The following is a 26,244-nucleotide window of genomic DNA, read 5'->3' on the forward strand; positions in this document are numbered from 1 at the left end:
GGTTCATGGGATTTCCCGGCACTTGGATGACCGAAAGCGAAAGCGTGGTTTACCGCGTCGTGCCCAAATGCGCGTGTTCGACCATCGGTCAGATCATGTATTATTCGGATCACGGCACATTCTTCGACGGCGACATCCATGACGCCCAGGAGGGCATGCACAAATGGGCCTTCGAGGACAGCCAGCCGCTGATCACCCGCAACGTGCAGCAGCACCGCTCTTATGCCTTCACCTGCGTGCGCAACCCCTATAGCCGCATCCTGTCGAGCTTCTTCGACAAGATCTGCGGCATCCAGCGCAACGGCCGGCGCTATCGCGGCAACCTGGTGCCGATGCTGATCCAGAAATACGGCATCGAGGTCGGCGGCGAGGACGGCAAGGAGGAGTTCGACCAGATCAAGAGCTTCCGCCGCTTCCTGCTGTTCGCCCGCGACACCATCCGCTGGCGCAAGCCGATGGACCCGGACATCCACTGGTCGGCGATGTCGGGGCATGTTTCGACCTTCATCGTCAACGGCGGCAGCTACGACCAGATCTTCTTCACCGAGAAGTTCAACGAGGGCATGCAGGAGGTGCTGGATCATATCGAGACGCCGCACCCGGTCGACCTGGCCGCGATCCCGCGCTTCAACGAATCCGAAGGCCACGGCCCCAAGCGCGCCCATCCGATCGAGGACTATTTCGACGACCTGTCGATGCACCTGGTCTATGAAATCTACAAACGCGATTTCGAGCTGTTCAAATACGATTTCGAAAACCCGGGCAACAAGATGCCGCTGGGCGAGATCGACCTCGACGAGGTGCATGCAAAGCTGGGCGACTGAGGAAATGCCTTCGCCTGCGGCGGGCGGGTAGAGGGGCCCTGCCCCTCTTGGCCTGCGGCCAATTCACCCCGAGGTGTTTGCGCCAAGATGAAAAACCATTCCTTAACCGGAATCAGGGTTCACTCTCTACGCGGTACAGGCTGAGGAGCCGATGACCGCCCAAGGTGAAGTCGCCCCGCCACCGGAAAGCATCGGCCTTATTCCGACCGGCCGGTGACGGGGCGCATCCACAGCTTCATCTTGGTCCAAATACCTAATTCCGACCCGCGAGGGATCAGCCGATCAGCCCTGCCTGGCGGAACAGATCCTTCAGGTCCGCTTCGGGGCGGGCGCCGAAATGGCTGATCACCTCGGCCGCGGCGACACAGCCCATGCGGCCGGCCACGTCCAGCGGTGCGCCGGTGGCATAGCCATAGAGGAACCCGGCGGCGAACTGATCGCCCGCGCCGGTGGCGTCGACCGGGGTGATCGCGTTGACCGGCACCACCACCTCTTCTTCACCGCGCACCAGCACCACGTCATGGCCCGACCGGGTGCAGACCACCATGCCGGCATCCGCCGTCGCCTGTTCCAGCGCGGTGCTGAGATCGGTCTGGTAGAGCGATTCCCATTCGTGTTCGTTGCCGATCACGTAATCGAGGTCCTTCACCAGACGGCGGAAATCGTCACGGTGGCGGTCGACACAGAACGGATCGGAAAGCGCGATGCCGGCCTTGCCGCCCGACGCGCGGCACAGTTTGGCGGCGCGCTCGAAGGCTTCCTTGCCCTTCGGCTTGTCGTAAAGATAGCCTTCGAGGAACAGAATTTCCGCCGCGCCCGCCACGTCGTCAGACACGTCGTCGGGCCCCAGTTCCGAGGAAATCCCCAGATAGGTGTTCATCGATCGTTCGCCGTCGGGCGACACGAAGATCATCGAGCGCGAGGTCGGCAATTCGCCGCCCGCCACCGGCGGGTTGACGAAATCGGTACCGTCCTTGGCCATTTCATCGGCATAGAACCGGCCCAGCGCATCGTCATGCACCCGCCCGATGAAGCCGGTGTTCAGCCCCAGATTGCCCAGCCCCGCCAGCGTGTTGGCCACCGACCCGCCCGGCGCCTGGGTGCGGTTGGTCATCGACCCGTAGAGCAATTCGCCGCGGTCGCGCTCGACCAGCTGCATGATGCCCTTCTGGATCCCCATCAGGTCGAGGAAACTGTCATCGCTTTGGCTGATGACGTCGACGATGGCGTTGCCGATGCCGACAACCTGGTATTTCTTCATGGGGTTTTATCCTCGTATTGGCAAAGGTCGCGGATCAGGCAGGCATTGCATTTGGGCTTGCGCGCGACGCAGGTATAGCGGCCGTGCAGGATCATCCAATGATGCGCGTGCAGCTGGAAATCGACCGGGATATTGTCTTCGATGGCGCGTTCGACGGCGACGACATCCTTGCCCGGGCAAACGCCCGAACGGTTGCCGAAGCGGAAGATATGGGTGTCCACCGCTTGCGCCGGATAGCGCCACCACATGTTCAGCACCACATTGGCGGTCTTGCGCCCGACGCCGGGCAGGGCCTGCAGCGCAGCGCGCGAACAGGGCACCTCGCCGTCATAATCGTCGACCAGGATCTTCGCCATCTTCATGACGTTCTTGGCCTTGTTGCGATAGAGCCCGATCGTCTTGATATGTTCGACCAGGCCTTCTTCGCCCAGGTCCAGCATCTTCTGCGGCGTGTCGGCGATCTTGAACAATTCGGCGGTGGCCTTGTTCACGCCCTTGTCGGTCGCCTGCGCCGACAGCGCCACCGCCACCAAGAGCGTATAGGCGTTGACGTGATCCAACTCGCCCTTCGGTTCCGGTTCGGAGTCCTGAAAGCGGGTGAAGATTTCGCGGATGGTGTGATAATCGAGTTGCTTGGCCATGTCCGGTCGGGCTTGTTTGCGTCTTCTTCCCCTAGCCGGATATGCCCGCAATATCAACGGGACGCGGCGACGCGCAGCGCTTCCCATTCCGCCGGTGTTTCATCGCTGCCCTGCACGAAGCTGGCCACGGTCAGCCCCTGGTCGGGGAAATGCGCCACCAGGTTGGCCGAAAACGGGCCGCCGCCGGCATGACCCAGAATCGGCACATCGCCTTCGGATTGGCCGATCATCAGGCCGAGCCCGTAACCTGTCCGTTGCCAGATGCGCCCGGCGATGGCGCCGCCCTGCATGTAGGGCGTGCTCATTTCCTCGACCAGACGGGGCGGCAATAGCCCACCGGCCAGAATCCCGTGCAGCATCCGCGCGGCATCGGCGGCACTGCCGATCAGGCAACCGTGATAGACCCATCCGGGGTGATAGCCGCCACTGTCCCAGACAAGCCCCTCGAAATCGCGCGGACTGCGCGCCAGCCGCACGGTTTGCAATCCCAGGGGGCGCGCCAGCCGCCGGGTGACGATCTGTTCCAGGTCGGCGCCTTCGCTGACCTCCAGCGCGAAACGCAGCAGCATGTAGCCGATATTGGAATAGCGCCAGACGCTGCCCGGTTTGCCGAGCAGATCATCGGCATGCGCTTCCTCCAGCATCCGCGCGACCGGCCAGGGGGCTTCGCCCGCCTCGACCGCCGCGCGGTAGCGCCCCACCGTGCCGTAATCCCTGAGCCCCGATATATGCGCCATCAGATGCCGCAGGGTGAAGGGATGGCCCTGCATCGGCGCATCAAGATCGAGCGCGCCTTCCTCGGCGCGCAGCAGCAGGCAGGCGGCAATCGCGGTCTTGGTGAAGCTCCACCACGGCAGCACCGCGCTTGGCGCTTCGTCGCGCCAGAGCGTGCCGGTATCGTCCAGCGCGGCGGATATGAACCGAGGAGCCTTCATCGGGCCAAGGTGATCCGAAGCGGTCAAAAGCGCAAGTTCCGGGTCGCGCGGTGAGGCCGCGATGGGGTAGAGTTTGACAGAAGGAAGGACCCGAAATGCTGCACCAGACGCCCGAAACCGGTTACCACTACAACGTCATGCGCCGCGCCATCGAATTGATCGATGCCGCCGGGCCGGGGATGAGCCTCAACGACCTGGCGGCGCAGATGGGGATGAGCCCGGCGCATTTCCAGCGATTGTTTTCGCAATGGGTCGGCGTGTCGCCGAAACGCTACCAGCAATACCTGACGCTGGACCACGCCAAGGCGCTGCTGCGCTACCGCATGACTACGCTCGACGTCAGTCACGAGGTCGGCCTGTCCGGCAATGGCCGGCTGCACGACCTGTTCGTGAGGTGGGAAGCGATGAGCCCCGGCGAATATGCCCGCGCGGGCGAAGGATTGGATATCTACTGGGGCTGGTTCGACAGCCCGTTCGGGCTGGCGCTGGTCATGGGCACCTCCAAGGGGCTGTGTGGCCTGGCCTTCGCCGCCGAAACCGGCACCGAGGCGGCGCAGGAAGACATGGTCGCGCGCTGGCCCAATGCCAATTTCATCGAAGACCCGGCCATGCTGAAACCGCTGGTCGACGCGGCCTTCGCGCAGAAGGGCGAAACCGCGCTGCACATGATCGGCGCCCCGTTCCAGATCAAGGTGTGGGAGGCGCTGCTGCAGGTGCCCTCGGGCCATGTCACCACCTATTCGGAAATCGCCAATCGTATCGGCAAGCCCAAGGCGGTGCGCGCGGTGGGCACCGCCGTCGGGCGCAATCCCGTAAGCTGGCTGATCCCCTGCCACCGGGCGCTGCGCAAATCCGGCGCCCTGGGCGGTTATCACTGGGGACTGCCGGTGAAACGCGCGCTGCTGGCCTATGAGGCGGCCCGCGCCGACGGCGACGCAGCCCCGCAGGGCTGAGAAGCCCTTATCATACGCGGATTGCTGCCGATCCTGACGCAGAGTTGTATTTCATAGCGCAAACAAAGGTCTATATTGCCCCTGACCCGCTATCGCGGAGACTCATGAGAGGCACGAAGATATGACCCGAGCATCCAAATTTGTCCTGTTCCTGGGCGGCGCATCGCTGCTGACCGCCACCGCTTGTACCGATCCCGCGATGATGGACGGCAGCGATCCCTATCAGCACACCAAGGAAGGCGCTGCTCTCGGCACCGTGCTGGGCGCGATCACCGGCGCCGCGATCAGCAAGGACAGCGGCAAGGGCGCCGTCATCGGCGGCATCCTGGGCGGCGTAACCGGCGCCGCCATCGGCAGCGACCTGGACAAGCAGGAAGCCGAGCTGCGAAACAGCCTCGACAACCGCGTCGCCATCACCAACACCGGTGACCGGCTGATCGTGTCGATGCCGCAGGACATCCTGTTCGACATCGACAGCACCTATGTGCAGCCGGTACTGCGCGACGACCTGCGCGCCGTGGCCACCAGCCTGCGCCGCTATCCCAACAGCACCGTCCAGGTGGTGGGCCATACCGACAATACCGGGTCGGCCGAATATAACCTCGACCTCAGCCAACGCCGCGCCGCCGCCGTGTCTTCGATCCTGATCGAGTCGGGCGTGTCGGCATCCCGCGTGCTGACCATCGGCCGCGGCGAAGACCAGCCGATCGCCACCAACCTGACCCCGGAAGGCCGGGCGCGGAACCGCCGCGTGGATATCGTGATCCTGCCGAACTGATCCGGTTCTGTGTGAAAATGTACGGGCGGCTTGCAACGGCCGCCTGTACCTGAGCGCCCCGTGCATTAGATTGCCACGCGACAAGTGAGGCAAAAAGGGGCCGTCATGACAACGCTTCTGACGATTTCAGGCTCGCTGCGCGCGGGCAGTTTCAACCGCAAGCTTCTGACCGAGGCTGTGGACTTGTTCGGCCCCGCCGACCGGATCGACGCCGACCTCAACCTGCCGCTTTACGATGGCGATCTGGAAGACCGCGACGGGCTGCCCGCCGCGGTGATCCATCTGGCCGATCAGATCGCGGCGGCCGATGCCGTGATCATCGCGTCGCCTGAATATAACAAGGCGATCACCGGGGTTCTGAAAAACGCGCTCGACTGGATCAGCCGCGACAAGCGGGGCGTTCTGAAGGACAAACCGGTGGCGGTGATGTCGGCCAACGCCGGGCGCACCGGCGGCGAGACCGGGCAGTATATGCTGCGGTCCTGCCTGGTGCCTTTGCAGGCGCGGGTTCTGGCCGGTCCCGGCGTGATGATCGCCAATGCGGCAAAGGAATTCGAAACCGGCAGGCTGGAAAACGAACGATACCTCAAGACGCTCGGCGAATTGATGGACCGGCTGCGGGCCGAAGCCAGCTGACTCAGACCCGGTTGGAAACCTCGATCAGGTTGCCGTCGGGATCGCGCAGATACAGCGACAGGATCGGCCCCATTGCGCCGCTGCGCCCGACCGGGCCTGCCTCGAGCGGCACGCCCATATCGGCCAGGTGATCCATCCAGTCGTCAACCGACGTATCGCTCAGGAAACACAGGTCCGCCGATCCTGGCGCCGCGTGCCGCGCCTTGGGCAGGAATTCCGCCCCGGCCTGATGCAGGTTGATCTTCTGCGACCCGAAATACAGCGCCCAGCGGCTGCTGCCATCGGCGGCGTCGAACCGTTCGGCCCGCATCCCCAACACCTCGGAATAGAAGCTCACGGTTTCGGCAATATCCGAAACCGTCAGAACCAGATGATCGAGCGCGGTAAGTGCAGGCGTCATTTTCCGTTTGCCCCCAGAAGACCTGACTTCTACCTTCCCGCCATGACCGAGATCGCGCAAGAAGAATCCCGCCAGAGCGATGTGATGGACCCGGCCCGCGCCAGCGCGCTGCAGGTCACGCTGGGCCTGCCCGCCGATATTGCCGCAGGCACTCCGCTGCCGCCGTTCTTCCACCAGATCTATTTCTGGCAACCGGAACCCGCGCCGCGCCTGGGCCGCGACGGCCATCCGAAAACCGGCCTCGGGCTCATCCCCGATCTGGGCCTGCCGCGCCGGATGTGGGCCGGCGGACGGCTGGACTTCCACGCGCCCCTGCTGGCCGGTGTCGCGGCGGAAAAACGCACCACCGTGGCCAAGGTCAGCCGCAAGGAGGGCCGCAGCGGCCCGCTGGGTTTCGTCACCCTGAAACACGACATCCATCAGCAGGACCGGCTGTGCGTCACCGAATACCAGGATCTGGTCTATCGCGAAGACCCCGCGCCGGATGCGCCGAAACCACAATCCCCCGCCGCCGCCAGTGATGAGGACCGCACCGAACAGGCCGCATTCACCTCGACGCAGCTCTTTCGCTACTCGGCGCTGACCTTCAACGGTCACCGGATACACTACGATCTGGATTATGCCCGTGACGTCGAAGGCTACGCCGGCCTGGTCACCCACGGCCCCCTTCTGGCGCAGCTGTTGATGCTGATGGCCGAACGGCAGATGGGCCCGCTCAACCGCTTCAGCTTCCGCGCCACCGCGCCGCTGATGCACTATGAGCCCGCCACCCTGTGCTGGAAATCCGACGGCACGATGTGGGTGCGCGGCCCCGACGGCCGCCAATGCATGCAGGCCGAGGCGGGTTAGCGCCTCAGCTGCTTCTTCTTGGCAAAAATACTCAAATCCGCCCGCTCGGGTGGCGCTATACCCTCAAAGGCTCGCCTCGGCCCGGAATCCCTCCGGTATCCGGTCGATCCCTTCAAGCAGCAGATCGGCCATCACCTGCCCCACTTTCGGCGCCATGCCGAACCCGATCTTGAAGCCGCCATTGGCGATATACTGGCCCCGCTTGGTGGGATGCGCGCCCAGAACCGGAGCGCGGCTGCGCGTGCGCGGGCGGACACCGGCCCAGCGTTCCACCACCTCCGCCCCGGCCAGCGCCGGAACCGCAGCGAAGGCGCGCTCCAGCACTTCGTCGAGCTGGCCGTCCACCGATTTGGGATCGTCGTAATCGCGTTCGCTGGTCGATCCGATGGCGACGGTGCCGTCGGCATGGGGCACCACGTGCACCGCGTCGGCGAAAAGCTGCGGGCAATCGCGCGGATCGAACCCGATCCGCAGCGACGCGCCCTGCCCCTTCACCCCGTTGCCGAAGGTCCGGGTTGTCTCAAGGTTGATCTCCTCCAGCCCGGCGACACCGGTGGCCCAGAGCACACGGCCCTGCGCCGGGCCTTCCGCCACGATCTCGCCGCCCTTGGCCTCGATCGCCGCCACCAGGGCGATGCAGGCCATGCGCGGATGCATCCGGGCGCTCAATGTGTCGCGGATCAGCCAGCCGGTCGGACTCAGCGGCGCCCAGTCGCCCGCCTTTGCCGCCTCGATCACTTCCCAGATCGCCTTGCCCTGCCACAGCTCCGAAGCACCCGCGCGGCGCGACCGCGCCAGCTCCAGCGCCTTGTCGTCGGCTACCGGCTGCAACCGGCCCGAACGGGCATAGCCTGCGCGCTTGCCGCCCGCCGCCTCGACCCCGCGCCAGAATCCTTCGGCCATAATCAGGCTTTCGAACTGGAACTGCTTCTTGTCGTTCCAGTTTTCCGGCACATGCGGCGCTAAGGCCCCCACGATCCCGCCGCTGGCCCCGGCGCCCGGGCCATAAGGGTCGATCACCCGAACCGAGGCCCCGCGCGACAGGCAGGACCAGGCAACGGAGAGGCCGAAAATCCCGGCCCCGTAAACGGTCACGTCAGCCATTGCCATTCCCCGCATTCCCTTTCATTGTCCCGCCATTCTCAACCGCAACCCTTAAGGGATCAGACGATGCAAGACCAGCGTGCCGAACTGGAATGGCGCGATGAAACGGTGCCGGTATCGACACGTTTCGACGATCCCTATTTTTCGCTCGACAACGGGCTGGCGGAAACCTCTTACGTGTTCCTGGGCGGCAACGACCTGCCCGAACGGTTCCGCCCCGGGTTCCATATCGCCGAGCTCGGTTTCGGCACCGGGCTGAACCTGCTGGCGGCGCTGAAGCTGTGGCGCGAAACCGGTCAGGAGGGCGTTCTGCACTTCACCACGTTCGAGGCGTTCCCGATGTCCCCGGATGAAATGATCCGCGCGCAACGGGCCTTCCCGGACATCGCCGAAGTCGCCGCCGATCTGGCACCGCACTGGTCCGACGGGTTGCACCGGATCGACCTGCCCGACCTGCGCTTCGAGATGATCCGCGGCGATGCGCGCGAGACCCTCCCGCATTGGGAGGGACGAGCGGACGCCTGGTTCCTCGACGGGTTTTCCCCCGCCAAGAACCCCGAGCTCTGGGGGCCGGATCTGATGGCCGAGGTCTGCTGCCACACCGCGCCCGGCGGCACCGCGGCGACCTATACGGCGGCGGGCTTCGTCCGGCGCGGGCTGCAAGACGCCGGGTTCGAGGTGGATCGCCGCCCCGGCTTCGGCCGCAAACGCCATATGACCGTCGCGCGAAAGGCCCCGGCATGAGTTCGACCAACACCCGGCTCGGCATCCTGCTGATGGTGGCCACCACCTTCGTCTTCGCCGTGCAGGACGGCATTTCCCGCCACTTGGCAGGGGAATACAACGTCTTCATGGTGACGATGATCCGCTACTGGTTCTTCGCCGCTTTCGTGATTGCCATCGCCAGCCGCAAGGCTGGCGGCGTGCGCGCCGCCGCGCGCACCACCCAGCCGCTGCTGCAAAGCTTCCGCGCGCTGCTGCTGATCACCGAAATCTGCGTCCTGGTCTTTGCCTTCACCCGGCTGGGGCTGGTGGAAAGCCACGCGATCTTTGCCGGATACCCGCTGCTGATCGCCGCCCTGTCCGGCCCGGTGCTGGGCGAAACCGTCGGCTGGAAACGCTGGAGCGCGATCGCGGTCGGCTTCGTCGGCATACTGATCATCCTGCAACCGGGCGTCGGCGTGTTCAAACCGCTGGCGGTCCTGCCGGTGCTGTCGGCGCTGATGTTCGCGCTGTACGGATTGCTGACCCGCTATGTCGCCCGCAAAGACAGCGCCGCGACCTCGTTCTTCTGGACCGGTACAGTGGGATCGGTGGCGATGACCCTGATCGGCATGTGGTTCTGGGAACCGATGTCGGCGGGCGACTGGATCTGGATGGCAACGCTTTGCGTCACCGGCGCCTTGGGGCATTTCCTGCTGATCAAATGCTACGAGGTGGCCGAGGCCAGCGCAGTGCAGCCCTTCGCCTATCTGCAGCTGGTCTTCGCCTCGGCGATCGGTATCATGGCCTTCGGCGAAACCGTCCGGCTGAACGTCGCCATTGGCGCCGGGATCATCGTGTCGGCGGGGCTGTTCACCCTATGGCGAGAGCGGCAGAACGCTTGATCCCACAAGTTCCTTGCTGAACGGCTGCGGCAGCGGATCGCGGCCCAGTTTGGCGCGGTAGACCGGCAGGGATTCCGCCACCCGCATCACGTAGTTGCGGGTTTCGCGGAACGGGATGAATTCGACCCAGTCGATCACATCCACCGCCCCGCTGCGCGGATCGCCGTACAGGTCCATCCAGCGTTCCGGCCGCCGCGGCCCGGCGTTGTAGCCCGCTGCAACCATCAGGATATTGCCGTTGAACCGCTGCCCCAGCGACGCCAGGTAGGCGCTGCCCAGCGTGGCGTTATAGCTCCAGTCGCTCAGCACCCTGGCCGGGTCGTGATCGATCCCCAGGTCGCGCGCCACCAGCTTGGCGGTGGCCGGCATCAGCTGCATCAGACCCTGCGCCCCGGCGCCGCTGACCACCCGGTAATTGAATTCGCTTTCGCGCCGCGCGATGGCCAGCGACAGTTCCATCGGCACCGGCAGGGTCATGTCGCGCATCGGATGCAGCGCGTAATAGGGCCCGGCCACGACCAATCCGCGCCGCGCCGCCTCTTTGCCGACCATCACAGCCAGATGCGGTTCCTGCATCTCGTCCAGCAGATCGCCCAGTTGTCCCAGTTCGGTCGGCGTCAGGGTTTCGGCCATATGCCGCAGGAACTGCACCGACAGGTTCACTTCACCCGCGCGCAGCAACAGCATGGCGGCCTCGAAGACCGAGGAGTTGGCAAATTCCGCCTGCCGCCAATCGGGAAAGGCATCGCCCCCGGCCAGCGTCGCGTCGAACGCGATCCCGGCCTTTTCCGCCGCCAGCAGCCCGTAGAAGCTGGTCTGGTACTGCGCCCCTTCGGCATAGGCCAGTTTCGCCGCCTCGGCGTCGCCCGCCGCTTCCTGCGCGCGGCCCAGCCAGTACCCGGCCCGGCCCAGAGAAATCGGCGTGTCCACCGCCATGCGGAACCGCTGGAAATGATCGCGCGCCAGTTCCGGATCGTTGAGGAAGCGCAGCGCGATGAAGCCAGACAGCCATTCCAGGTCGGCGTAATCCGACCCTTCGGTCAACCCGTGGGACGAGGCGATGGCATAGGCGGTCTGCATCTTGGCCGCCCGCATCTGTTCGCGCGCCATGCTGCGCCGCCAGCCGGACCATTGCCCCGGTTCGCCCAGGCCTGCCGCCGATGCGCTGCGCTCCAGCAGCAATGCGATGGCGTCGTCGCTGCGCCCTTTCTGCATCCGCCAGCGGAACCGCTCATAGGCCAGCCCCGGATCATCGGCCAATTCCTTGGGCACCGCTTTGATCAGCGCGTCGACATCCTTGCGCTGCGCCCGAAGCCCCAGCCGCGCCGTCGCCAGCTTGCGCCAGCCCTCGGGCACCAGCGGCAGCATGTCGGTCACGTTGCTGGACCAGTCGCGCCACAGCACCATGTCGAGCCGCGCTTCATGATGCGGCGCCAGCAGTTTCGGATAGGCCGCCAGCAGCGCGGCATGTTCTTCCTTGTCCAGCGACAGGGTGCGCCAGCCCAGCACCAGCCCGGCTTCGGCTTCGCCCTGCCGCCCGGCTGCGCTCAGCGCCTTGGCATAGGCCAGCAGACCGGTGCCGGTCTGTGGCGGTTCGGGTTCGAAAAACGCGATCACCTGATCGGGCGCGGCCTCGGCCATCGCCGCCTCGCTGCGTTTGCGCAACAGCTTCAGACCCGGCCAATCGGCGCGCCGGGACAGGAAGGCGGTCACCTCTTCGGGTGTGCCCTTGCCCGCCCGCAGGCGAATCCATTCGACGATATCGGCGGACACCTGCCCACCCGCGCGTTCGGCCAGTTGCGCGGCGCGGTCCCAATCGCGGTCCTGGGCCGCATCGATGGCGCTGGCAAGCGGCCGGGGACCGGGATTTTGCTGCGCTTGGGCGGGAAGAATCGTCGCAGAAATGGCAAGGAACAGGGGAATAAGACGCAACATGGCTTGCTTTTACAAAGGAACAAGGGATAGACAGCGCAAGCTTAATTCCGCGCGGCTTCCGGTGCAAATCACGAAGGCGAAATCATGCCCGCCCCGGCGCGCGCAGCGGATCGAACTCACCGGGCCGAAACCGGCCATACGACAGAAGGAGCGTGTCATGTTCAGAGGATCTTTTCCTGCTTTGGTCACGCCGTTCAAGAACGGCGAGCTGGATCTGGAGACGCTCAAGAAACTGATCGAATGGCATATCGGCGAAGGCACCAACGGTTTCGTCCCCGTCGGCACCACCGGCGAAAGCCCGACACTGACCCACCGCGAACATGAAACCGTGGTCGAGGAAGTGGTCAAGGCCGTCGCGGGCCGGGTGCCGGTGATCGCCGGTGCCGGGTCGAACAACACGCTGGAAGGCATCCGCCTGATCCAGCACGCCGAAAAGGTCGGCGCCGACGCCGCGCTGGTGGTGACGCCCTATTACAACAAGCCGACCCAACGCGGGCTGATCGCGCATTTCACCGCTATGCACGATTGTTGCGAGCTGCCGATCATCATCTACAATATCCCGGGCCGCTCGGTCGTCGACATGACGCCGGAAACCATGGGTGAACTGGCCAAGCTGCCCCGCATCGTCGGCGTCAAGGACGCCACCGGCGATCTGGCCCGCGTCAGCCAGCAGCGCGCCGCCTGCGGCGCCGATTTCTGCCAGCTGTCGGGCGAAGACGCCACCGCGCTTGGCTTCAACGCCCATGGCGGCACCGGCTGCATTTCGGTCACCGCCAACGTGGCGCCGAAACTCTGCGCCGAATTCCAGGCCGCGACCCTGGCGGGCGATTACGCCAAGGCGCTGGAATACCAGGACCGCCTGATGCCGCTGCACGAAGCGATCTTCGTCGAACCCGGTCTGGTCGGCGCGAAATACGCAATGGCCAAGCTGGGCCTGTGCAGCGAAGAGGTCCGCCTGCCGCTGACCGGTCTGCTGGACAGCACCAAGGCCAAGATCGACGCCGCGATGGCCCATGCCGGTCTGATCTGACCTACCTGAACACCGCAAATAAAAACGCCCGGTCCAGGACCGGGCGTTTTTCGTTTCGCGAGTGGTATCTTGTTTATTCGGCCGCGTTCTTGTCTTCGTGCGCGATGTCGCCCGCCAGATCGGGGCGGGTCAGCGCCACCAGCGCGTCATATTGCGACAGGAACACCTCGCCGGTCATTTCTTCGAGGAAATGGCTGCGCTTCAGGCGGTCCATCACCGGGCCCTTGACCTCGGACATGTGCAGCTTGATGCCGGCGTCATGCAGGCGATGGTTGATCGCCTCCAGGCTTTCCAGCGCCGACATGTCGATCTCGTTGACCGCCGAACATTGCAGCACGACGTGCTTGATCGGCTCGTCGCAGGCGACCCGGTCATAGACGTAATCCTCAAGGAAGCGCGCATTGGCGAAATAGAGGCTTTCGTCGATCCGCAGCGTCACCACGTTGGGATTGGTCTGCACGTCGTGGCGCAGGATGTTGCGGAAATGCTGGGTGCCGGGGACCAGCCCCACCTCGGCCACATGCGGGCGCGAGGTCTTGTAGAGGAACAGCAGCACCGACAGCGCCACGCCGGTCGACACGCCGATTTCCACGCCGAAACCCAGGGTCAGGAAGATGGTCGCGGCCACGGCGGCGAAATCGACCTTGGAATATTTCCAGGTGCGGCTGAGGATCGAGAAATCGACCAGGCTCAGCACCGCCACGATGATGGTCGCGGCCAGCGTCGCCTTGGGCAGGAAGAACAGCAAGGGCGTCAGCAGCAGCGCGGCGAACAGGATGCCCACGGCGGTAAAGGCGCCCGCGGCGGGGGTTTCCGCCCCGGCGTCGAAGTTCACCACCGAGCGGGCGAAACCGCCAGTCACCGGGTAACCGCCCGACACCGCCGCGGCGATGTTCGACGCGCCCAGGCCCACCAATTCCTGGTCGGGAGTGATGCGCTGGCGTTTCTTGGCGGCCAGGGTCTGCGCGACCGACACCGATTCAACGAAGCCGATGATCGAAATCAGCAGCGCCGACACGAAGAGCGACGACCAGATTTCCCCATCGAAGGACGGCAGCGTCAGCGGCGGCAGGCCCATCGGCACCTCGCCCACGATTTTCACGCCATGGCCGGCCAGACCGAAAATCCAGGTCACCAGCGTGGTCACCACCACCGCCGCGACCGGACCGGCCTTGGCCAGGATGTCGGCCAGGCGCGGTTTCAGCCCGAAGCCCAGCAGCAGCGGCTTCAGCCCCTTGCGCACCCAGAACAGGAATGCGGTCGTGGTCAGGCCGATGAACAGGGTGATCGGATTGGTCAGGTGCTGGTTCTCGAACAACGACGTCACGATTTCGACCAGGTTGTGACCATGCGCATCGATGCCGAAGATATGCTTCAGCTGCGAGGTGGCGATCAACACACCCGACGCGGTGATGAAGCCCGCGATCACCGGGTGCGACAGGAAGTTGGCCAGGAAGCCCAGCCGGAAAATCCCCAGCACCAGCAGGATCACACCGGAAATGAAGGCCAGGGTGATCGCCGCGGCGGCATATTCCGCCGTGCCCTGCAGCGCCAGGTTTCCGACCGCCGCTGCCGTCATCAGCGACACCACCGCCACCGGGCCGACGGCCAGCGCGCGGGAAGTGCCGAAGATCGCATAGGCGACCAGCGGCAGGATCGAGGCGTAAAGCCCCATTTCCGCCGGCAGCCCCGCCAGCAGCGCATAGGCCAGCGATTGCGGGATCAGCATGATCGTCACGATCACCGCCGCAACCACGTCGCTGGTCAGCGTGTCTTTGTCATAAGTCTTCGACCATTCCAGGATCGGCAGGTGCCGTTCCAGCGAAGCGCGAGTGAGAGAGGGCAATCGCATGAGTGTGTCCTTGGGCAAAAGAGGAGAGGGCGGGAAGTTCCCGCCCTTTTTAATACGTCGTCAGTCCGGTCAGCTGGCCGAAACCTTTTCCGGCTTGATCATCCATTCCTTGCCGCGCAGCATGGCCTTCCAATAGACCGGCGGCAGGATCTGCTCCTTCAGGATCCAGGCCGCGCGGGTCGGCTTGGTTCCGTCCAGGATGAATTTCGGGAAGGACGGCAGCAGCGCGCCGCCATAGCCGAATTCGGCCAGGACGATCTTGCCCTTTTCCACCGTCAGCGGGCAGGACCCGTAACCGTTATAGATCGCGGCGGGCGATTTGCCGTTGATGTCGTCGACCAGGTTTTCGGCCACCACCGGCGCCTGCATCCGCGCCGCGGCGGCTGTTTTGGCGTTGGGGGCGTTCATCACGTCGCCCAGCGACCAGATGTTGTCGAATTCCTTGTGGCGCAGCGTCGACTGATCCACGTCGACCCAACCGGCCGCATCGGCCAGCGGCGACACGCGGATGAAATCGGGCGCGGTCTGCGGCGGGCAGACATGCATCATGTCGAACTCGACCTCGACGCGCTCGACCTCGGTGTCGGGCTTGGCGACGTCGAACCAGGCTTTCTTGGCCACGCCGTCGACCGCCACCAGGTTGTGGAAGAAGTTCAGGTTGGCGTTGTAGCGCTCGATGTATTTTTCCAGCGCCGGAACGTATTCCTTCACCCCGAACAGCACGCCGCCGGCATTCATGAAGTTCACCTCGATGTCCTTCAGGACGCCGCTGCGCAGCCAGTGGTCGCTGGACAGGTACATCGCCTTTTGCGGCGCGCCAGCGCATTTGATCGGCATCGGCGGCTGGGTGAACAGGGCGCGGCCTTCTTTCATCCCCTTGACCAGTTCCCAGGTATAGGGCGCCAGGTCGTAGCGGTAGTTCGAGGTCACGCCGTTCTTGCCCAGCGTTTCGACCAGGCCTTCGACCTTGTTCCAGTCCAGCTTCAGCCCCGGGCAGACCACCAGGCGGTCATATTTCACCACCCGGCAGCCGTCGAGGATGACGGCGTTGTCCTTGGGTTCGAAGGCGGCGACGGCGGATTTGATCCAGTGCACGCCTTTCGGGATCAGGCTGCCCATGGTCTTGGCCGTGGTTTCCGGGTCGAAGATACCCGCGCCGACCATGGTCCAGCCGGGTTGGTAATAATGGATGTCGGCCGGATCGAGGATGGCGATTTCCAGGTCGGACTTGCGGGCATGAATGCTCGCCGCTACCGCGATCCCGGCGGCACCGCCACCAACGATCACCACGTCGTATTTCGCGTCACCGGTATCGGTCGGGGTCTTGCCGCCGTTGACGATGCGGCGCACGACGCCCGCCATGTCATAACCCGCCGCCTTGGCCGCGGCGAGGATATCGGCGACCGGCTTGTCCTTGGCCACCGACAGCGACCACAGCGTGGTCGAGCGGGTGCCGGTGCGGCAATAGGCCAGGGTCGGCCCCGGAAGTTCGATCAGCGCCTTGCCGAAATCGTCGGCGTCTTCGTCGCGCACCTTGCCTGCTACGATCGGCAGATACCGGACCTGCAACCCTGCCGCCTTCGCTGCGGCTTCGATTTCCTCGAAGGTCGGCTGGTCAGCCGCTTCGCCGTCGGGCCGGTTGCAGATGATCGAGCGAAAACCCAGCTCGACGAGCTTGGCCACTTCATCCGGCATGATCTGGGGGGCGACGGACAGTTCGTCAGAAATCTTCTTGGGGTCCATGATCTGGAATCCTTTCACGAAGTCATACGCGGCAGGTGTTGATACCGAGCAGACGATAGAGTGGGCAGAATCTCAACGCAGAGCTGAATGCCAGCAGAGCGCCTACCACCATAACCGCAATTCGGGCCGCGCCTATATCCCAGATCGAAAAATGGGTCAGGTAGGGCGACAGGAACAATCCGACGCCCAGAACCAGGCGGATCAGACGGTCCAGGTTTCCGACATTGCAGGTCATGCTGTCTCCTTCAATGGGCAACATATAAAGTATTATGAATGTATTTTTCAACCCGATTTCCGCGGGGCGCCTGAAATCGGAAAATCCAAAAGTAATTCATAGTGTTAACTAGATTCAGTCGTATTTCGAACCGGCATCCGCCAATCCCTGCAAAGCCCGCAAAACAAACGTTCAGAGCCGATTTCTTCCCCCCGGGCGTCGATTCCGGCCTTCCTGCACCAAGGACGATCACCGGCTTTTCGCGCCGATCCGCCGAATTGCGGCGGAAACGAAAAAGCCCCCGCCGATCCTCCGGCGGGGGCTTTCCATGCGCTTGCGGATGCGATCAGTCCAGGTCTTTGGGCAGGGCCAGGTTCAGGATGATCGACAGGCCCGCCGCCGGCAGCAGACCGCTGGTCAGCAGGATCTGCATCGTCTTGGGCAGGTGCTGCAACGCGCCGGGTTCCAGCTGCAGGCCCAGGCCGACCGACAGCGACACGGCGAAGATCACCATGTTCCGGCGGCTCCAGTTGACGTCGGACAGCATGTTCACGCCCGATGCGGCCACCATGCCGAACATGACGATCACGCCGCCGCCCAGCACGTTGATCGGAACCGTGCGGATCACCGCACCGACCACCGGCACCAGGCCGCAGATGATCAGGAAGATCGCGCCGATGGTGACGACGTGGCGGCTCATCACCCCGGTCATCGAAATCAGGCCCACGTTTTGGCTGAACGAGGTGTTGGGCAGGCCGCCGAAGATGCCCGCCACGGCGGTGCCCAGCCCGTCGGCGAAGGTCGCGCCGGCGATTTCCTTGTCGGTCGCTTCGCGCCCGGCGCCGCCCTTGCAGATGCCCGAGGTGTCGCCGACGGTTTCGATCGCCGACACGATGGCCATGAAGCACATGCCGATGACGATGGCGCTGTTGAATTCAAAGCCCCATTTGAACGGCAGCGGCAAAGCGAAGGCCGCCGCCTTGCCGACATTGGCAAAGCTGACCTGACCCATGGCGAAAGCCACCGCGTAGCCCACCAGGATGCCGACCAGGACCGCGGCCACGGCCAGGAAGCCGCGGGTGAAGAACTTCAGCGCCAGCGTCACCACGATCACCACCAGCGCGGGCAGCCACATGGCGAAGGAACCGTATTCCGGCTTGCCGATCAGCGGCACGCCGCCCGCCGCGTACTGGATGCCGACGCGGATCAACGCCAGCCCGATCATCAGCACGATCAGCCCGGTCACCAGCGGCGGCAGGGCGAAGCGGATCTTGCCGATCACCGTGCCCAGCATGAAGTGGAAGATGCCGCCGATCATCACGCCGGTCATCAGCCCCGCCATCCCGGCGGTACCCTGGCCCGCGACGGCGGGGATCATCACCGGGATGAAGGCGAAAGAGGTGCCCTGCACGATCGGCAGCCGCGCCCCCACCGGGCCCATGCCGATGGTCTGGAACAGCGTCGCGATGCCGGCGAACAGCATCGACATCTGGATCATGTAGGTCATGTCCGGGAAACCAAGCGCGCCCTGGTCCGACCCGAAGCCGAAACCGGCCGCGCCGGCGATGATGATGGCCGGGGTCACGTTGGCGACGAACATCGCCAGCACGTGCTGGATGCCCAGCGGGATCGCCTTGGCAAGGGGTGGGGTGTAATTCGGGTCCTGCAACTGGGCAGGCGTGCCGATTGCAATTGTAGTGTCTGTCATCCCTCGTTCTCCTATTGGATGTCGCCCCTCTTGCCGGGGGCTCAGCGTTGTATCTGATACGGTGTCTGGAACTGGTACTCCTGCAGGTTCGCGGTGTCGCCGATACGGTCGACCACCGCGAACAGCCCGGGCGCATGCAGAGGGGTCAGCACCCCGTGCCAAGTGCCGCGGTGAAAATTGATCGCCTGCCCCGGGGCGGCGATGAAGGCGCGGATGCGCCCGGGGGCGTCGTTGTCATCCTCGGCCACGACGACCAGCCATTCATGCTGCGACATCGGGATGAAGGCCTGGCTGCCCTCGGGGTGACGCTCGACCAGGTCGAGCGTGTAGGGCAGCGCGCGCGGTTCGGCCTTGAAGATCGAAATCCCGGCCCGCCCGCCCGGGCCGAAATCCAGCTGCGCCCGGTCGTGGAAGCGGCCGCAGAAACCCTGGTTGATGATCTTGTCCGGCGCGCCCTCGGCCTCAAGCACATCGCCGAACGGGGCGAAGGCGGCGCTAGTGAGCGGTTCGGTTTTGATCACGTTGGTCATCTGTGGTTCCTGTCGGACCGGCGGGGGCTGCCTGCCCCCGCACCCCCGGGGATATTTGTGAACAGAAGAAGCTCAGAGCGCGAGCTTCGGATGCCGGTTGACGTCCTTGTAGAGCAGGTAGCGGAAGGGCTCATTACCGGTGGCGATGCAGGCCTGGGGGCAGAAGGCGCGCAGCCACATGAAATCGCCCGGCCCGACCTCGACCCAATCCTTGTTCAGCAGGTAGCGCGCGGTGCCCTGCAGCACGTAAAGCCCGTGTTCCATCACATGGGTTTCGGCGAAGGGGATGCGGCCGCCCGGCTGGAAGGTGACGATATTGACATGCATGTCGTGGCGCAGGTCATCCGGATCGGCAAAGCGGGTGGTGGCCCATTTGTCGGTGTTGGGCATGACGCTGGGCGCGACGGCCTGATCCGAGGTCAGGATCGGATCAGGGCGATTGAGTCCCGGCACGTCCTCGTAGCGTTTGCGGATCCAGTGGAATTGCGCGACATCCTCGCCCGCGTTCCACAGCGTCCATTTGGCGCCGGCGGGGATATAGGCATAGCTGCCCGCGCTCAGATCGTGATCGGCGCCGTCCAGCGTCAGGCGCAGGCGGCCGGTTGCGACGAACAGACCGGCCTCGGCCAGCGGATCGGGATCGGGCGTATCGCTGCCGCCGCCCGGCGCCAGTTCGACCGCGTATTGCGCGAAGGTTTCGGCAAAACCGGAAAGCGGCCGGGCGATGATCCAGGCGCGGGTGTTTTCCCAGCCGGGCAGCAGGCTGGTCACGATATCGCGCATGGTGATCGCGGGGATGAAGGCATAGGCGTCGGTGAAGATCGCCCGGCCCTCGGGGTTCACGGATTGATCCGGCAGCCCGCCGGGGGGAAAGGCGTAAGTCACAGCATGTCCTCCAGCCGCAGACGCGCGATGCGTTCGACCTGCTTGCAGGCCTCGTTGAATTCGACCTCGGTCGGGTTGTCCAAGCGGCGTTCGAAGGCCGCCAGGATGCCCGGCTTGTCATGATCGCGTACCGCGATGATGAAGGGGAAACCGTGCTTGGCGACATAGGCGGTGTTCAACTCGGTGAAGCGCGCGCGTTCGGCATCGGTCAGCGCGTCGAGCCCGGCGCTGGCCTGTTCCGAGGTGCTTTCGGCGGTGAGCCGTTTCGCGGCCGCCAGCTTGCCCGCCAGATCGGGGTGCGCCGTCAGCACGCCGAACCGTTCGTCGTGAGAGGCCGAACGGAACATCCGGCAGAGCGCGTTATGCAGCCCGGCGGCGCTGTCATGGGCCGGGCCCAGTTCCAGGTCAAAGGCGCGCTCGGCGATCCACGGCGAATGTTCGAACACGCCGCCATAGAGGGTAACGAACCGGTCCTTGGACATCTGGCTGGGCCGCTCGAAGCGTTGATGCGGATGGGTCGCTGCCCAGTGTTCGGCGATGTCGATCCGGCGCGGGGTCCAGACGCCCTCGACCCCCTGGATATAGTCGATGAAGCGCTTCAGCCCGGCCATCTTGCCCGGACGCCCGATCAGGCGGCAATGCAGACCGATGCTCATCATCGCCGGTTTGCCTGCTTCGCCTTCGGCATAAAGCGTGTCGAAACTGTCCTTCAGATAGGTGAAGAACTGTTCGCCGGTGATATAGCCGGGCGCGGTGGCGAACCGCATGTCGTTGGCTTCGAGCGTGTAGGGGATGATCAGCTGATCACGGTCGCCGAATTCCATCCAGTGCGGCAGGTCGTCGTCATAGGTGTCGCTGACGTAATCGAAACCGCCTTCCTCGGCGGTCAGGCGCACGGTGTTGACCGAACAGCGCCCGGTATACCAGCCGCGTGGGCGTTCCCCCACCACCTCGGTATGCAGGCGCACCGCCTCGGCGATGGCGGCGCGTTCTTCCTCCTCGGGCATGTCCTTGTGTTCGACCCATTTCAGCCCGTGCGACGCGATTTCCCAATCGGCCGCCTTCATCGCCTCGACCTGTTCGGGGTTGCGCGCCAGCGCCGTCGCCACGCCATAGATCGTCACCGGGATGCCGGCGCCGGTGAACAGACGGTGCAGCCGCCAGAACCCTGCCCGCGCGCCGTAATCGTAGATCGATTCCATGTTCCAATGCCGCTGCCCCGGCCAGGGCGCGGCGCCGGCGACATCGGACAGGAAGGCCTCGGATTGGCCATCGCCATGCAGCAGGCAGTTTTCGCCGCCCTCTTCATAGTTCAGCACGAACTGAACCGCGATCCGGGCGCCACCCGGCCATTGTGCATCGGGACGATCCGCCCCGTATCCGATCATATTACGTGGGTAACGCTTCATTTCTGTACTTTCCGTGATGTCCCTTGTTCTACGCCACCAAATGCGCTTGTCTCTTTCAAAAATATTTTGAAACACTTTCAGGCGTGTGTTTCGGAACCAGATGCGCCTATCCTTCCGGCAACACCCCTGTCGCCTGCCTGATAAAGGAGCATTCCAATGGCCGAAGGATATCTGACAACCCACGTTCTGGATACCGCCCGCGGTTGCCCGGCGGCGAAGCTTGCGGTTTCGCTGTACCGGATCGAGGGCGAAACCCGGTCGCTGCTGGCGCAGATGGTGACCAATGCGGATGGCCGCACCGACAGCCCGATCCTGCCGAAGGGGGAATTCGCGGTGGGGATTTACGAGCTGGTGTTCGAAGCCGGAGATTACCTGGATGCGGCGGGCGTCCCGGTGGAGGAGCCGCGGTTTCTCGACATCGTGCCGATCCGCTTCGGGATTTCCGACCCCGAGGCGCATTACCACGTGCCGCTGCTGCTTTCGCCCTTCGGGATGAGTACGTATCGGGGGAGTTGACGCGGGGCCTCATCCGCCCTGACCTGGGAACGCGTGCCCCCGAGGGCATCATTCCGTGATCAACCGAACCACAGCACGGGTCGCGTGGAACATCTGCGCTATTTCGAAGGTCGCCAAGAATAAAAGCGGATAGCAGAGCGCCTCGCGCGCCTGGAAGAACGGGACGATGCGCGCCCACCTGGCGAAGCGCGTGAGCAGCGGCACCAAGACGAGGGCGAGCCCGCCACCGATCAGCGCCCCCGCAAGAATATCGCTGGGCCAGTGAAACCCGCTCACGATGCGCGGCAGGGAAACGGCGAACACCGCCCAGAACAGCGCCAATACGCCAAAGCGGCGATCGACGAGCAGTATTCCCACCGCCAGCCCGATGAACAGCGATGCGTGATCGGACGGCATCGAATTCCAGCCGTCGAGTTCCATGCGGCTTTGCCCTGCCCTGAGAGTGACGAACACGCCCTCCGAATGAATGGGACGTGCGCTGTAGGGCAGGAAATTGGCCAGCGCCCGGGTGATCGCGATGATCGGGAAGGTCGTCAGTAACACGGCAATCAGACGTTCGCGCGTTGCGGTTCTTTCCTCTTGCGACGACGGAAGGAACCAGAGCGCCCAGACCACGAGCATGAAGGGGAGCGCTTTGACATAGACACCCTCCGAATACTTCAGAAAGGCGTCCAGCGCGTCGTAGCGGCCATTCCATTGGTTAAACCAGCCCAAAATGAGCTCGTCATAATGACCCGGTGAAAAGGATGTCGCTTTGGTGTCCATCGCCAATGCTCCGACACGCGATCTATGCCTCAAGGGTAAGATAGGTTTCCGTTTTCGATCAAGCCGTGGGGAGCGAGTCTATGGCTTTGGGCCGTTCCGAGCGTTGCGTTTATGCAAGATGCTCATATTCGGGCGCTACAAACCGATACCGATGGCCGCCACGACAATCCAACCCTGCCCAAGGGGGGATGGCAGGGATTTATGAACCCGCTTTCGAGGCCGAAGCCGAAAGGATTCGATCCGCCAGTTCAGCGATATTCACCTCATGCTCGGTCGAGACTGACACAACCGGGCCGACGCCAAGGGGGTAATGCTGCGCGAACTCACGCATCCGTACCGCCAATTCCTGACGATCCCGGGTGTGGTCAAGATGGCCCGGGTGGCGCGACCGCCGGAAGAACCTCTCGGTGGCAAGCGCCGGAGGGCACTCGCAATAGAGCTCGATGATTTGACTGAAGCTCCCGGCAATCCAATCGGTGGGCGTTCCACTTTTTGAATCTGCATTCGTCGGACGCCAATGGGACACCAGGACCGCGGAGGACAGTTCCTCCGCTTCCGCCTGAAAAAGCGCATCAGCCTTGCGACTCAACGATTGTCGCCACGCCCAATCCCCGACGCCTTCGCATTCGTACAGGCTTTCGAGGAAATCATCCTTGTCGAGGAAGGGAAGATCGAGCGCTTCGGACACACGTCTTCCAAGCTGGGTTTTCCCGCTTGCCGGAAGCCCGGAAACCACGATGCCCAGTCTTTCCATATCCTGCCCTGAAGCCGCCTCTGCAAACACCGTAACTTGGGCAAATCAAGCCAACAACAGGCTTTGCAAAGTGAAGGCATGAGCGAAAACCTCAACACGCCCCAGCCGGAAAGCGAATTTCGTACGCTTCCATCCCCCTTGGTTTCCCCGCCAAACGCCCTTAAATACCGGCTTCCGATGGACAGGCCCGGCAAGGCCCGCTAGAGAACCGCAATGGCTAAGAAACCGACAGATCCCAATTACAAGGTCATCGCCGAAAACCGGCGGGCGCGGCACGACTATGCCATCGAGGAAGATATCGAATGCGGCATCATCCTGCAGGGGTCCGAGGTCAAGTCGCTGCGGGTGAATTCCGCCAATATCGCCGAAAGCTATGCATCGGTGGAAGACGGCGAACTGTGGCTGATCAATTCCTATATCGCGCCCTATGAACAGGCGAAAACCTGGGGCCACGAGGAACGGCGCAAGCGCAAGCTTCTGGTGTCGAAGAAGGAACTGGCCCGGATGTGGAACGCCACGCAGCGCAAGGGGATGACCCTGGTGCCGCTGGTGCTGTATTTCAATCACCGCGGCATGGCCAAGCTGAAGATCGGCATCGCCAAGGGCAAGAAACTGCACGACAAGCGCGCCAGCGACGCCAAGCGCGACTGGGACCGGCAGAAACAGCGGCTGCTGCGCCACGGCGACTGAGCCCGCCCCGCGCCGCCAGCCCCCGGAAATAACGCAAAATATTGCCCCGGAACGCGCCCCGAAGCCGCGCCCGGTCTTGCCAGCCTGCCCCTTGCAATGTAGGCACGACAGGAAGCTATCGAAGGGGGCCCTCATGGCGATTGACGATCCCAAGACACTGGTTTCGACCGACTGGCTGGCCGCGCATCTGAAGGATCCCGATTTGCGGATCATCGATGCCACCATGCCGTTCGTGGGTGAAACCCGCGACACCCGGGCGGAATATGAACAAGCGCATATTCCCAATGCGCGTTTCTTCGATATCGACGATATCAGCGATCACCGTTCCGAACTGCCGCACATGGTGCCGCCGGTGGAAAAATTCATGAGCCGTTTGCGCGCCATGGGCGTGGGCGACGGCCACCAGGTGGTGGTCTACGACACCGCCGGGCTGTATTCCGCGGCGCGCGTCTGGTGGCTGTTCCGGCTGATGGGGCAGGACAATATCGCGGTACTGGACGGCGGGCTGAAGAAATGGCTGGCCGAGGGGCGCGAAGTCGAGGACATGCCGCCCATCGTGCGCGACCGCCACATGACGGTGCGGCGCCAGAACCACATGGTCAAGGACGTGACGCAGGTGTCTTCCGCCTCGAAGCTGGGCGATTTTGAGATCGTCGATGCCCGTTCCGCCGAACGGTTCAAGGGCGAGGTCGATGAGCCCCGCGCAGGGCTGCGCCGGGGTCACATCCCGGGGGCCAAGAACGTGCCCTTCACCGATCTGCTCAACGATGACGGCACGATGATATCGCCCGAGGACATCCGCGCCCGGTTCGAAGCCGCCGGCGTCGATCTGAAAAAGCCGGTGATCGCCAGCTGCGGGTCGGGCGTGACCGCCGCCGTGCTGTGCCTGGCGCTGGAACGCATCGGCAAAACCGATCATTCGATTTATGACGGGTCGTGGTCCGAATGGGGCGCCTTCCCCACCCTGCCCGTCGCCACTGGAGAAGCCTGAAACATGTTCAGCAACCTGAAAGAACAACCCGCAGACAAGATCCTTGCGCTGATGCAGCTGTTCAAGGACGACCCGCGGCCGCAGAAGATCGACCTGGGCGTCGGCGTCTACAAGAACGCCGAGGGCCTGACCCCGGTGATGCGCGCCGTGAAGACCGCCGAAAAGCAGCTGTGGGAAGCGCAGGACAGCAAGTCCTATGTCGGTCTGGCGGGCGATCCGGCCTTTGCCGACGCGATGATCGACCTGGTGCTGGGCGATGCCGTGGCGCGCGAAAACGTCGCCGCAGCCGCCACCCCGGGCGGCACCGGCGCGGTGCGCCAGGCGTTTGAAATGATCCGCATGGCCAATCCCGACGCGCGCGTCTTCGTGTCGAACCCGACCTGGCCGAACCATGTCAGCATCCTGAAATTCATGGGGATGCCGATGGCCGAATACCGCTATTTCGACAGCGCCACCCGCGGCGTCGATTTCGACGGCATGATCGAGGATCTGAAACAGACCAAGGCGGGCGACGTGGTGCTGCTGCATGGCTGCTGCCACAATCCGACCGGCGCCAACCTGAACCTGGTGCAGTGGCAGATCGTGGTCGACACGCTGCTGAAAACCGGCGCCATTCCGATGATCGACATCGCCTATCAGGGCTTCGGCGACGGGCTGGAAGAAGACGCAGCCGGCACCCGTCTGGTGGCGTCGAGCATGCCCGAATGCCTGATCGCGGCGAGCTGTTCGAAGAATTTCGGCGTCTACCGCGAACGTACCGGCATCCTGATGGCGGTCGCACAGGACAAGGGCCTGCGCGGGCTGACCCAGGGTACGCTGAATTTCCTCAACCGTCAGAACTATTCCTTCCCGCCCGATCACGGCGCGCGGGTGGTGACGATGATCCTGCAAAGCCCCGAGCTGCGCGCCGACTGGGCCGCCGAGCTGGAAGAGGTACGGCTGTCGATGCTGGGCCTGCGCGAGCAGCTGGCCGGTGAATTGCAACGCCTGTCCGGGTCGGACCGCTTCGCCTTCATCGCCGACCACCGCGGCATGTTCTCGCGCCTCGGCACCACGCCGGAAATGGTCGACAAGCTGCGCGCGGAACACGCGATCTACATGGTCGGGGATTCGCGGCTGAACATCGCCGGGCTGAACAAGAACTCGGTGCCGATCCTGGCCAAGGCGATCATCGACTGCGGCATCTGAGACCGGCCGGGGGATGGGGGCGCTGCCCCCGCCGCCGCAAGCGGCG

The 26,244-nt window shown here is 64.1% G+C and carries 27 protein-coding genes; 12 read left to right on the plus strand and 15 right to left on the minus strand.

All coding sequences use genetic code 11. The features are described from left to right. Positions 1–5: 5 nt before the first annotated feature. Positions 6–824 carry a sulfotransferase family protein gene (locus GR167_RS07320; RefSeq protein ID WP_160972817.1) on the plus strand — a complete coding sequence of 273 codons (819 nt, stop codon included), beginning with the start codon at positions 6–8 and terminating at the stop codon, positions 822–824. A gap of 274 nt (positions 825–1,098) precedes the next feature. Here GR167_RS07320 and GR167_RS07325 read toward each other — a convergent pair whose 3' ends face one another. From GR167_RS07325 to GR167_RS07335, 3 genes are read right to left on the minus strand one after another with little or no spacing between them, the layout of a single operon-like run. Next, entirely contained in the window at positions 1,099–2,085 is a 987-nt protein-coding gene (locus tag GR167_RS07325) for an adenosine kinase (RefSeq protein WP_160972818.1), read from the minus strand. Further along, a complete protein-coding gene (nth, locus tag GR167_RS07330) occupies positions 2,082–2,726 on the minus strand; it encodes an endonuclease III (RefSeq protein WP_160972819.1) in 645 nt (214 codons plus the stop codon). Before nth ends, GR167_RS07325 begins: the two co-directional genes overlap by 4 nt. Before the next feature lie 53 nt (positions 2,727–2,779). After that, positions 2,780–3,661: a serine hydrolase domain-containing protein gene (locus GR167_RS07335; RefSeq protein ID WP_160972820.1), complete on the minus strand. Its 882-nt coding sequence runs from the start codon at positions 3,659–3,661 to the stop codon at positions 2,780–2,782. Between the two features lie 95 nt (positions 3,662–3,756). Here GR167_RS07335 and GR167_RS07340 point away from each other — a divergent pair, with 95 nt between their 5' ends. From GR167_RS07340 to GR167_RS07350, 3 genes are all read left to right on the plus strand, one after another. Beyond that, positions 3,757–4,614, plus strand: a complete 858-nt coding sequence (locus tag GR167_RS07340) for a bifunctional helix-turn-helix domain-containing protein/methylated-DNA--[protein]-cysteine S-methyltransferase (protein WP_160972821.1) — start codon at positions 3,757–3,759, stop codon at positions 4,612–4,614. Positions 4,615–4,735: 121 nt separating this feature from the next. Beyond that, entirely contained in the window at positions 4,736–5,392 is a 657-nt protein-coding gene (locus GR167_RS07345) for a YiaD family glycine zipper/OmpA-like lipoprotein (protein ID WP_160972822.1), read from the plus strand. Between the two features lie 105 nt (positions 5,393–5,497). Next, entirely contained in the window at positions 5,498–6,028 is a 531-nt protein-coding gene (locus GR167_RS07350) for an NADPH-dependent FMN reductase (RefSeq protein WP_160972823.1), read from the plus strand. 1 nt (position 6,029) lies between these two features. On the opposite strand, the gene GR167_RS07355 is transcribed toward GR167_RS07350, so the two are convergent. After that, on the minus strand, positions 6,030–6,428 hold the full coding sequence (locus GR167_RS07355) for a VOC family protein (RefSeq protein ID WP_160972824.1): 399 nt from the start codon (positions 6,426–6,428) through the stop codon (positions 6,030–6,032). A gap of 42 nt (positions 6,429–6,470) precedes the next feature. Between GR167_RS07355 and GR167_RS07360 the strand changes: the two genes are divergently transcribed. After that, entirely contained in the window at positions 6,471–7,277 is an 807-nt protein-coding gene (locus GR167_RS07360) for an HTD2 family dehydratase (RefSeq protein WP_160972825.1), read from the plus strand. A 63-nt stretch (positions 7,278–7,340) separates the two neighbouring features. Here the strand turns inward: GR167_RS07360 and GR167_RS07365 are convergent, their stop codons facing one another. Further along, the gene (locus GR167_RS07365) at positions 7,341–8,381 is read right to left on the minus strand and encodes an NAD(P)/FAD-dependent oxidoreductase (RefSeq protein WP_160972826.1); all 1,041 of its coding nucleotides are present in this window, start codon (positions 8,379–8,381) and stop codon (positions 7,341–7,343) included. A 66-nt stretch (positions 8,382–8,447) separates the two neighbouring features. Here GR167_RS07365 and mnmC2 point away from each other — a divergent pair, with 66 nt between their 5' ends. Together mnmC2 and GR167_RS07375 are read left to right on the plus strand one after the other, a co-directional pair. Continuing rightward, positions 8,448–9,125: a tRNA (5-methylaminomethyl-2-thiouridine)(34)-methyltransferase MnmC2 gene (gene mnmC2, locus GR167_RS07370; protein ID WP_160972827.1), complete on the plus strand. Its 678-nt coding sequence runs from the start codon at positions 8,448–8,450 to the stop codon at positions 9,123–9,125. After that, on the plus strand, positions 9,122–9,988 hold the full coding sequence (locus GR167_RS07375) for a DMT family transporter (protein ID WP_160972828.1): 867 nt from the start codon (positions 9,122–9,124) through the stop codon (positions 9,986–9,988). The genes mnmC2 and GR167_RS07375 overlap by 4 nt, the downstream gene beginning before the upstream one ends. On the opposite strand, the gene GR167_RS07380 is transcribed toward GR167_RS07375, so the two are convergent. After that, positions 9,962–11,923, minus strand: coding sequence for a lytic transglycosylase domain-containing protein (locus GR167_RS07380; protein ID WP_160972829.1), 1,962 nt, complete (start codon positions 11,921–11,923; stop codon positions 9,962–9,964). The genes GR167_RS07375 and GR167_RS07380 overlap by 27 nt on opposite strands. 157 nt (positions 11,924–12,080) lie before the next feature. On the opposite strand from GR167_RS07380, the gene dapA reads away from it, so the two are divergent. Beyond that, positions 12,081–12,953, plus strand: coding sequence for a 4-hydroxy-tetrahydrodipicolinate synthase (dapA, locus tag GR167_RS07385; protein WP_160972830.1), 873 nt, complete (start codon positions 12,081–12,083; stop codon positions 12,951–12,953). A gap of 73 nt (positions 12,954–13,026) precedes the next feature. On the opposite strand, the gene GR167_RS07390 is transcribed toward dapA, so the two are convergent. The 7 genes from GR167_RS07390 to puuE all read right to left on the minus strand — a co-directional run bounded on the left by GR167_RS07390 (position 13,027) and on the right by puuE (position 21,294). Continuing rightward, positions 13,027–14,805 (minus strand): SulP family inorganic anion transporter, encoded by a 1,779-nt coding sequence (locus GR167_RS07390; RefSeq protein WP_160972831.1) that lies wholly within the window; start codon positions 14,803–14,805, stop codon positions 13,027–13,029. A 69-nt stretch (positions 14,806–14,874) separates the two neighbouring features. After that, positions 14,875–16,548, minus strand: coding sequence for a bifunctional protein tyrosine phosphatase family protein/NAD(P)/FAD-dependent oxidoreductase (locus tag GR167_RS07395; RefSeq protein ID WP_160972832.1), 1,674 nt, complete (start codon positions 16,546–16,548; stop codon positions 14,875–14,877). A gap of 22 nt (positions 16,549–16,570) precedes the next feature. Further along, on the minus strand, positions 16,571–16,783 hold the full coding sequence (locus GR167_RS07400) for a YgaP family membrane protein (protein WP_160972833.1): 213 nt from the start codon (positions 16,781–16,783) through the stop codon (positions 16,571–16,573). 325 nt (positions 16,784–17,108) lie between these two features. Continuing rightward, the gene (locus GR167_RS07405; RefSeq protein ID WP_160972834.1) at positions 17,109–18,470 is read right to left on the minus strand and encodes a uracil-xanthine permease family protein; all 1,362 of its coding nucleotides are present in this window, start codon (positions 18,468–18,470) and stop codon (positions 17,109–17,111) included. A gap of 41 nt (positions 18,471–18,511) precedes the next feature. Further along, complete coding sequence (locus tag GR167_RS07410) at positions 18,512–19,000, minus strand: ureidoglycolate lyase (RefSeq protein WP_160972835.1); 489 nt, start codon at positions 18,998–19,000, stop codon at positions 18,512–18,514. Between the two features lie 72 nt (positions 19,001–19,072). Continuing rightward, a complete protein-coding gene (locus GR167_RS07415; protein WP_160972836.1) occupies positions 19,073–19,885 on the minus strand; it encodes a bifunctional allantoicase/(S)-ureidoglycine aminohydrolase in 813 nt (270 codons plus the stop codon). Then, entirely contained in the window at positions 19,882–21,294 is a 1,413-nt protein-coding gene (puuE, locus tag GR167_RS07420) for an allantoinase PuuE (protein WP_160972837.1), read from the minus strand. Before puuE ends, GR167_RS07415 begins: the two co-directional genes overlap by 4 nt. Before the next feature lie 156 nt (positions 21,295–21,450). Between puuE and uraH the strand changes: the two genes are divergently transcribed. Next, positions 21,451–21,810, plus strand: a complete 360-nt coding sequence (gene uraH, locus GR167_RS07425) for a hydroxyisourate hydrolase (RefSeq protein ID WP_160972838.1) — start codon at positions 21,451–21,453, stop codon at positions 21,808–21,810. A 48-nt stretch (positions 21,811–21,858) separates the two neighbouring features. On the opposite strand, the gene GR167_RS07430 is transcribed toward uraH, so the two are convergent. Both GR167_RS07430 and GR167_RS07435 read right to left on the minus strand, forming a co-directional pair. After that, positions 21,859–22,575, minus strand: a complete 717-nt coding sequence (locus GR167_RS07430; RefSeq protein ID WP_160972839.1) for a phosphatase PAP2 family protein — start codon at positions 22,573–22,575, stop codon at positions 21,859–21,861. 199 nt (positions 22,576–22,774) lie between these two features. Continuing rightward, positions 22,775–23,329 carry an AAA family ATPase gene (locus GR167_RS07435; RefSeq protein WP_160972840.1) on the minus strand — a complete coding sequence of 185 codons (555 nt, stop codon included), beginning with the start codon at positions 23,327–23,329 and terminating at the stop codon, positions 22,775–22,777. A 213-nt stretch (positions 23,330–23,542) separates the two neighbouring features. On the opposite strand from GR167_RS07435, the gene smpB reads away from it, so the two are divergent. From smpB to GR167_RS07450, 3 genes are all read left to right on the plus strand, one after another. Next, the gene (gene smpB, locus GR167_RS07440) at positions 23,543–24,019 is read left to right on the plus strand and encodes an SsrA-binding protein SmpB (RefSeq protein ID WP_160972841.1); all 477 of its coding nucleotides are present in this window, start codon (positions 23,543–23,545) and stop codon (positions 24,017–24,019) included. A gap of 133 nt (positions 24,020–24,152) precedes the next feature. Next, complete coding sequence (gene sseA / locus GR167_RS07445; protein WP_160972842.1) at positions 24,153–25,010, plus strand: 3-mercaptopyruvate sulfurtransferase; 858 nt, start codon at positions 24,153–24,155, stop codon at positions 25,008–25,010. A gap of 3 nt (positions 25,011–25,013) precedes the next feature. After that, a complete protein-coding gene (locus GR167_RS07450) occupies positions 25,014–26,198 on the plus strand; it encodes an amino acid aminotransferase (RefSeq protein WP_160972843.1) in 1,185 nt (394 codons plus the stop codon). Positions 26,199–26,244: the final 46 nt, after the last annotated feature.

Source organism: Thalassovita mangrovi, from assembly GCF_009857745.1.
GTDB lineage: Bacteria > Pseudomonadota > Alphaproteobacteria > Rhodobacterales > Rhodobacteraceae > Thalassobius > Thalassobius mangrovi.

Excerpts from the sequence above, each read along its gene's own strand:
- GR167_RS07320 (WP_160972817.1), top strand. The coding sequence starts at position 6 with ATGGGATTTCCCGGCACTTGGATGACCGAAAGCGAAAGCGTGGTTTAC.
- GR167_RS07340 (WP_160972821.1), top strand. The coding sequence starts at position 3,757 with ATGCTGCACCAGACGCCCGAAACCGGTTACCACTACAACGTCATGCGC.
- GR167_RS07335 (WP_160972820.1), bottom strand. The coding sequence starts at position 3,661 with ATGAAGGCTCCTCGGTTCATATCCGCCGCGCTGGACGATACCGGCACG.
- GR167_RS07435 (WP_160972840.1), bottom strand. The coding sequence starts at position 23,329 with ATGGAAAGACTGGGCATCGTGGTTTCCGGGCTTCCGGCAAGCGGGAAA.
- GR167_RS07400 (WP_160972833.1), bottom strand. The coding sequence starts at position 16,783 with ATGACCTGCAATGTCGGAAACCTGGACCGTCTGATCCGCCTGGTTCTG.
- nth (WP_160972819.1), bottom strand. The coding sequence starts at position 2,726 with ATGGCCAAGCAACTCGATTATCACACCATCCGCGAAATCTTCACCCGC.
- GR167_RS07450 (WP_160972843.1), top strand. The coding sequence starts at position 25,014 with ATGTTCAGCAACCTGAAAGAACAACCCGCAGACAAGATCCTTGCGCTG.
- uraH (WP_160972838.1), top strand. The coding sequence starts at position 21,451 with ATGGCCGAAGGATATCTGACAACCCACGTTCTGGATACCGCCCGCGGT.
- GR167_RS07355 (WP_160972824.1), bottom strand. The coding sequence starts at position 6,428 with ATGACGCCTGCACTTACCGCGCTCGATCATCTGGTTCTGACGGTTTCG.
- dapA (WP_160972830.1), top strand. The coding sequence starts at position 12,081 with ATGTTCAGAGGATCTTTTCCTGCTTTGGTCACGCCGTTCAAGAACGGC.
- GR167_RS07430 (WP_160972839.1), bottom strand. The coding sequence starts at position 22,575 with ATGGACACCAAAGCGACATCCTTTTCACCGGGTCATTATGACGAGCTC.
- GR167_RS07375 (WP_160972828.1), top strand. The coding sequence starts at position 9,122 with ATGAGTTCGACCAACACCCGGCTCGGCATCCTGCTGATGGTGGCCACC.
- GR167_RS07360 (WP_160972825.1), top strand. The coding sequence starts at position 6,471 with ATGACCGAGATCGCGCAAGAAGAATCCCGCCAGAGCGATGTGATGGAC.
- GR167_RS07345 (WP_160972822.1), top strand. The coding sequence starts at position 4,736 with ATGACCCGAGCATCCAAATTTGTCCTGTTCCTGGGCGGCGCATCGCTG.
- GR167_RS07380 (WP_160972829.1), bottom strand. The coding sequence starts at position 11,923 with ATGTTGCGTCTTATTCCCCTGTTCCTTGCCATTTCTGCGACGATTCTT.
- GR167_RS07405 (WP_160972834.1), bottom strand. The coding sequence starts at position 18,470 with ATGACAGACACTACAATTGCAATCGGCACGCCTGCCCAGTTGCAGGAC.
- GR167_RS07325 (WP_160972818.1), bottom strand. The coding sequence starts at position 2,085 with ATGAAGAAATACCAGGTTGTCGGCATCGGCAACGCCATCGTCGACGTC.
- puuE (WP_160972837.1), bottom strand. The coding sequence starts at position 21,294 with ATGAAGCGTTACCCACGTAATATGATCGGATACGGGGCGGATCGTCCC.
- GR167_RS07350 (WP_160972823.1), top strand. The coding sequence starts at position 5,498 with ATGACAACGCTTCTGACGATTTCAGGCTCGCTGCGCGCGGGCAGTTTC.
- sseA (WP_160972842.1), top strand. The coding sequence starts at position 24,153 with ATGGCGATTGACGATCCCAAGACACTGGTTTCGACCGACTGGCTGGCC.
- GR167_RS07395 (WP_160972832.1), bottom strand. The coding sequence starts at position 16,548 with ATGGACCCCAAGAAGATTTCTGACGAACTGTCCGTCGCCCCCCAGATC.
- smpB (WP_160972841.1), top strand. The coding sequence starts at position 23,543 with ATGGCTAAGAAACCGACAGATCCCAATTACAAGGTCATCGCCGAAAAC.
- GR167_RS07410 (WP_160972835.1), bottom strand. The coding sequence starts at position 19,000 with ATGACCAACGTGATCAAAACCGAACCGCTCACTAGCGCCGCCTTCGCC.
- GR167_RS07390 (WP_160972831.1), bottom strand. The coding sequence starts at position 14,805 with ATGCGATTGCCCTCTCTCACTCGCGCTTCGCTGGAACGGCACCTGCCG.
- GR167_RS07365 (WP_160972826.1), bottom strand. The coding sequence starts at position 8,381 with ATGGCTGACGTGACCGTTTACGGGGCCGGGATTTTCGGCCTCTCCGTT.
- mnmC2 (WP_160972827.1), top strand. The coding sequence starts at position 8,448 with ATGCAAGACCAGCGTGCCGAACTGGAATGGCGCGATGAAACGGTGCCG.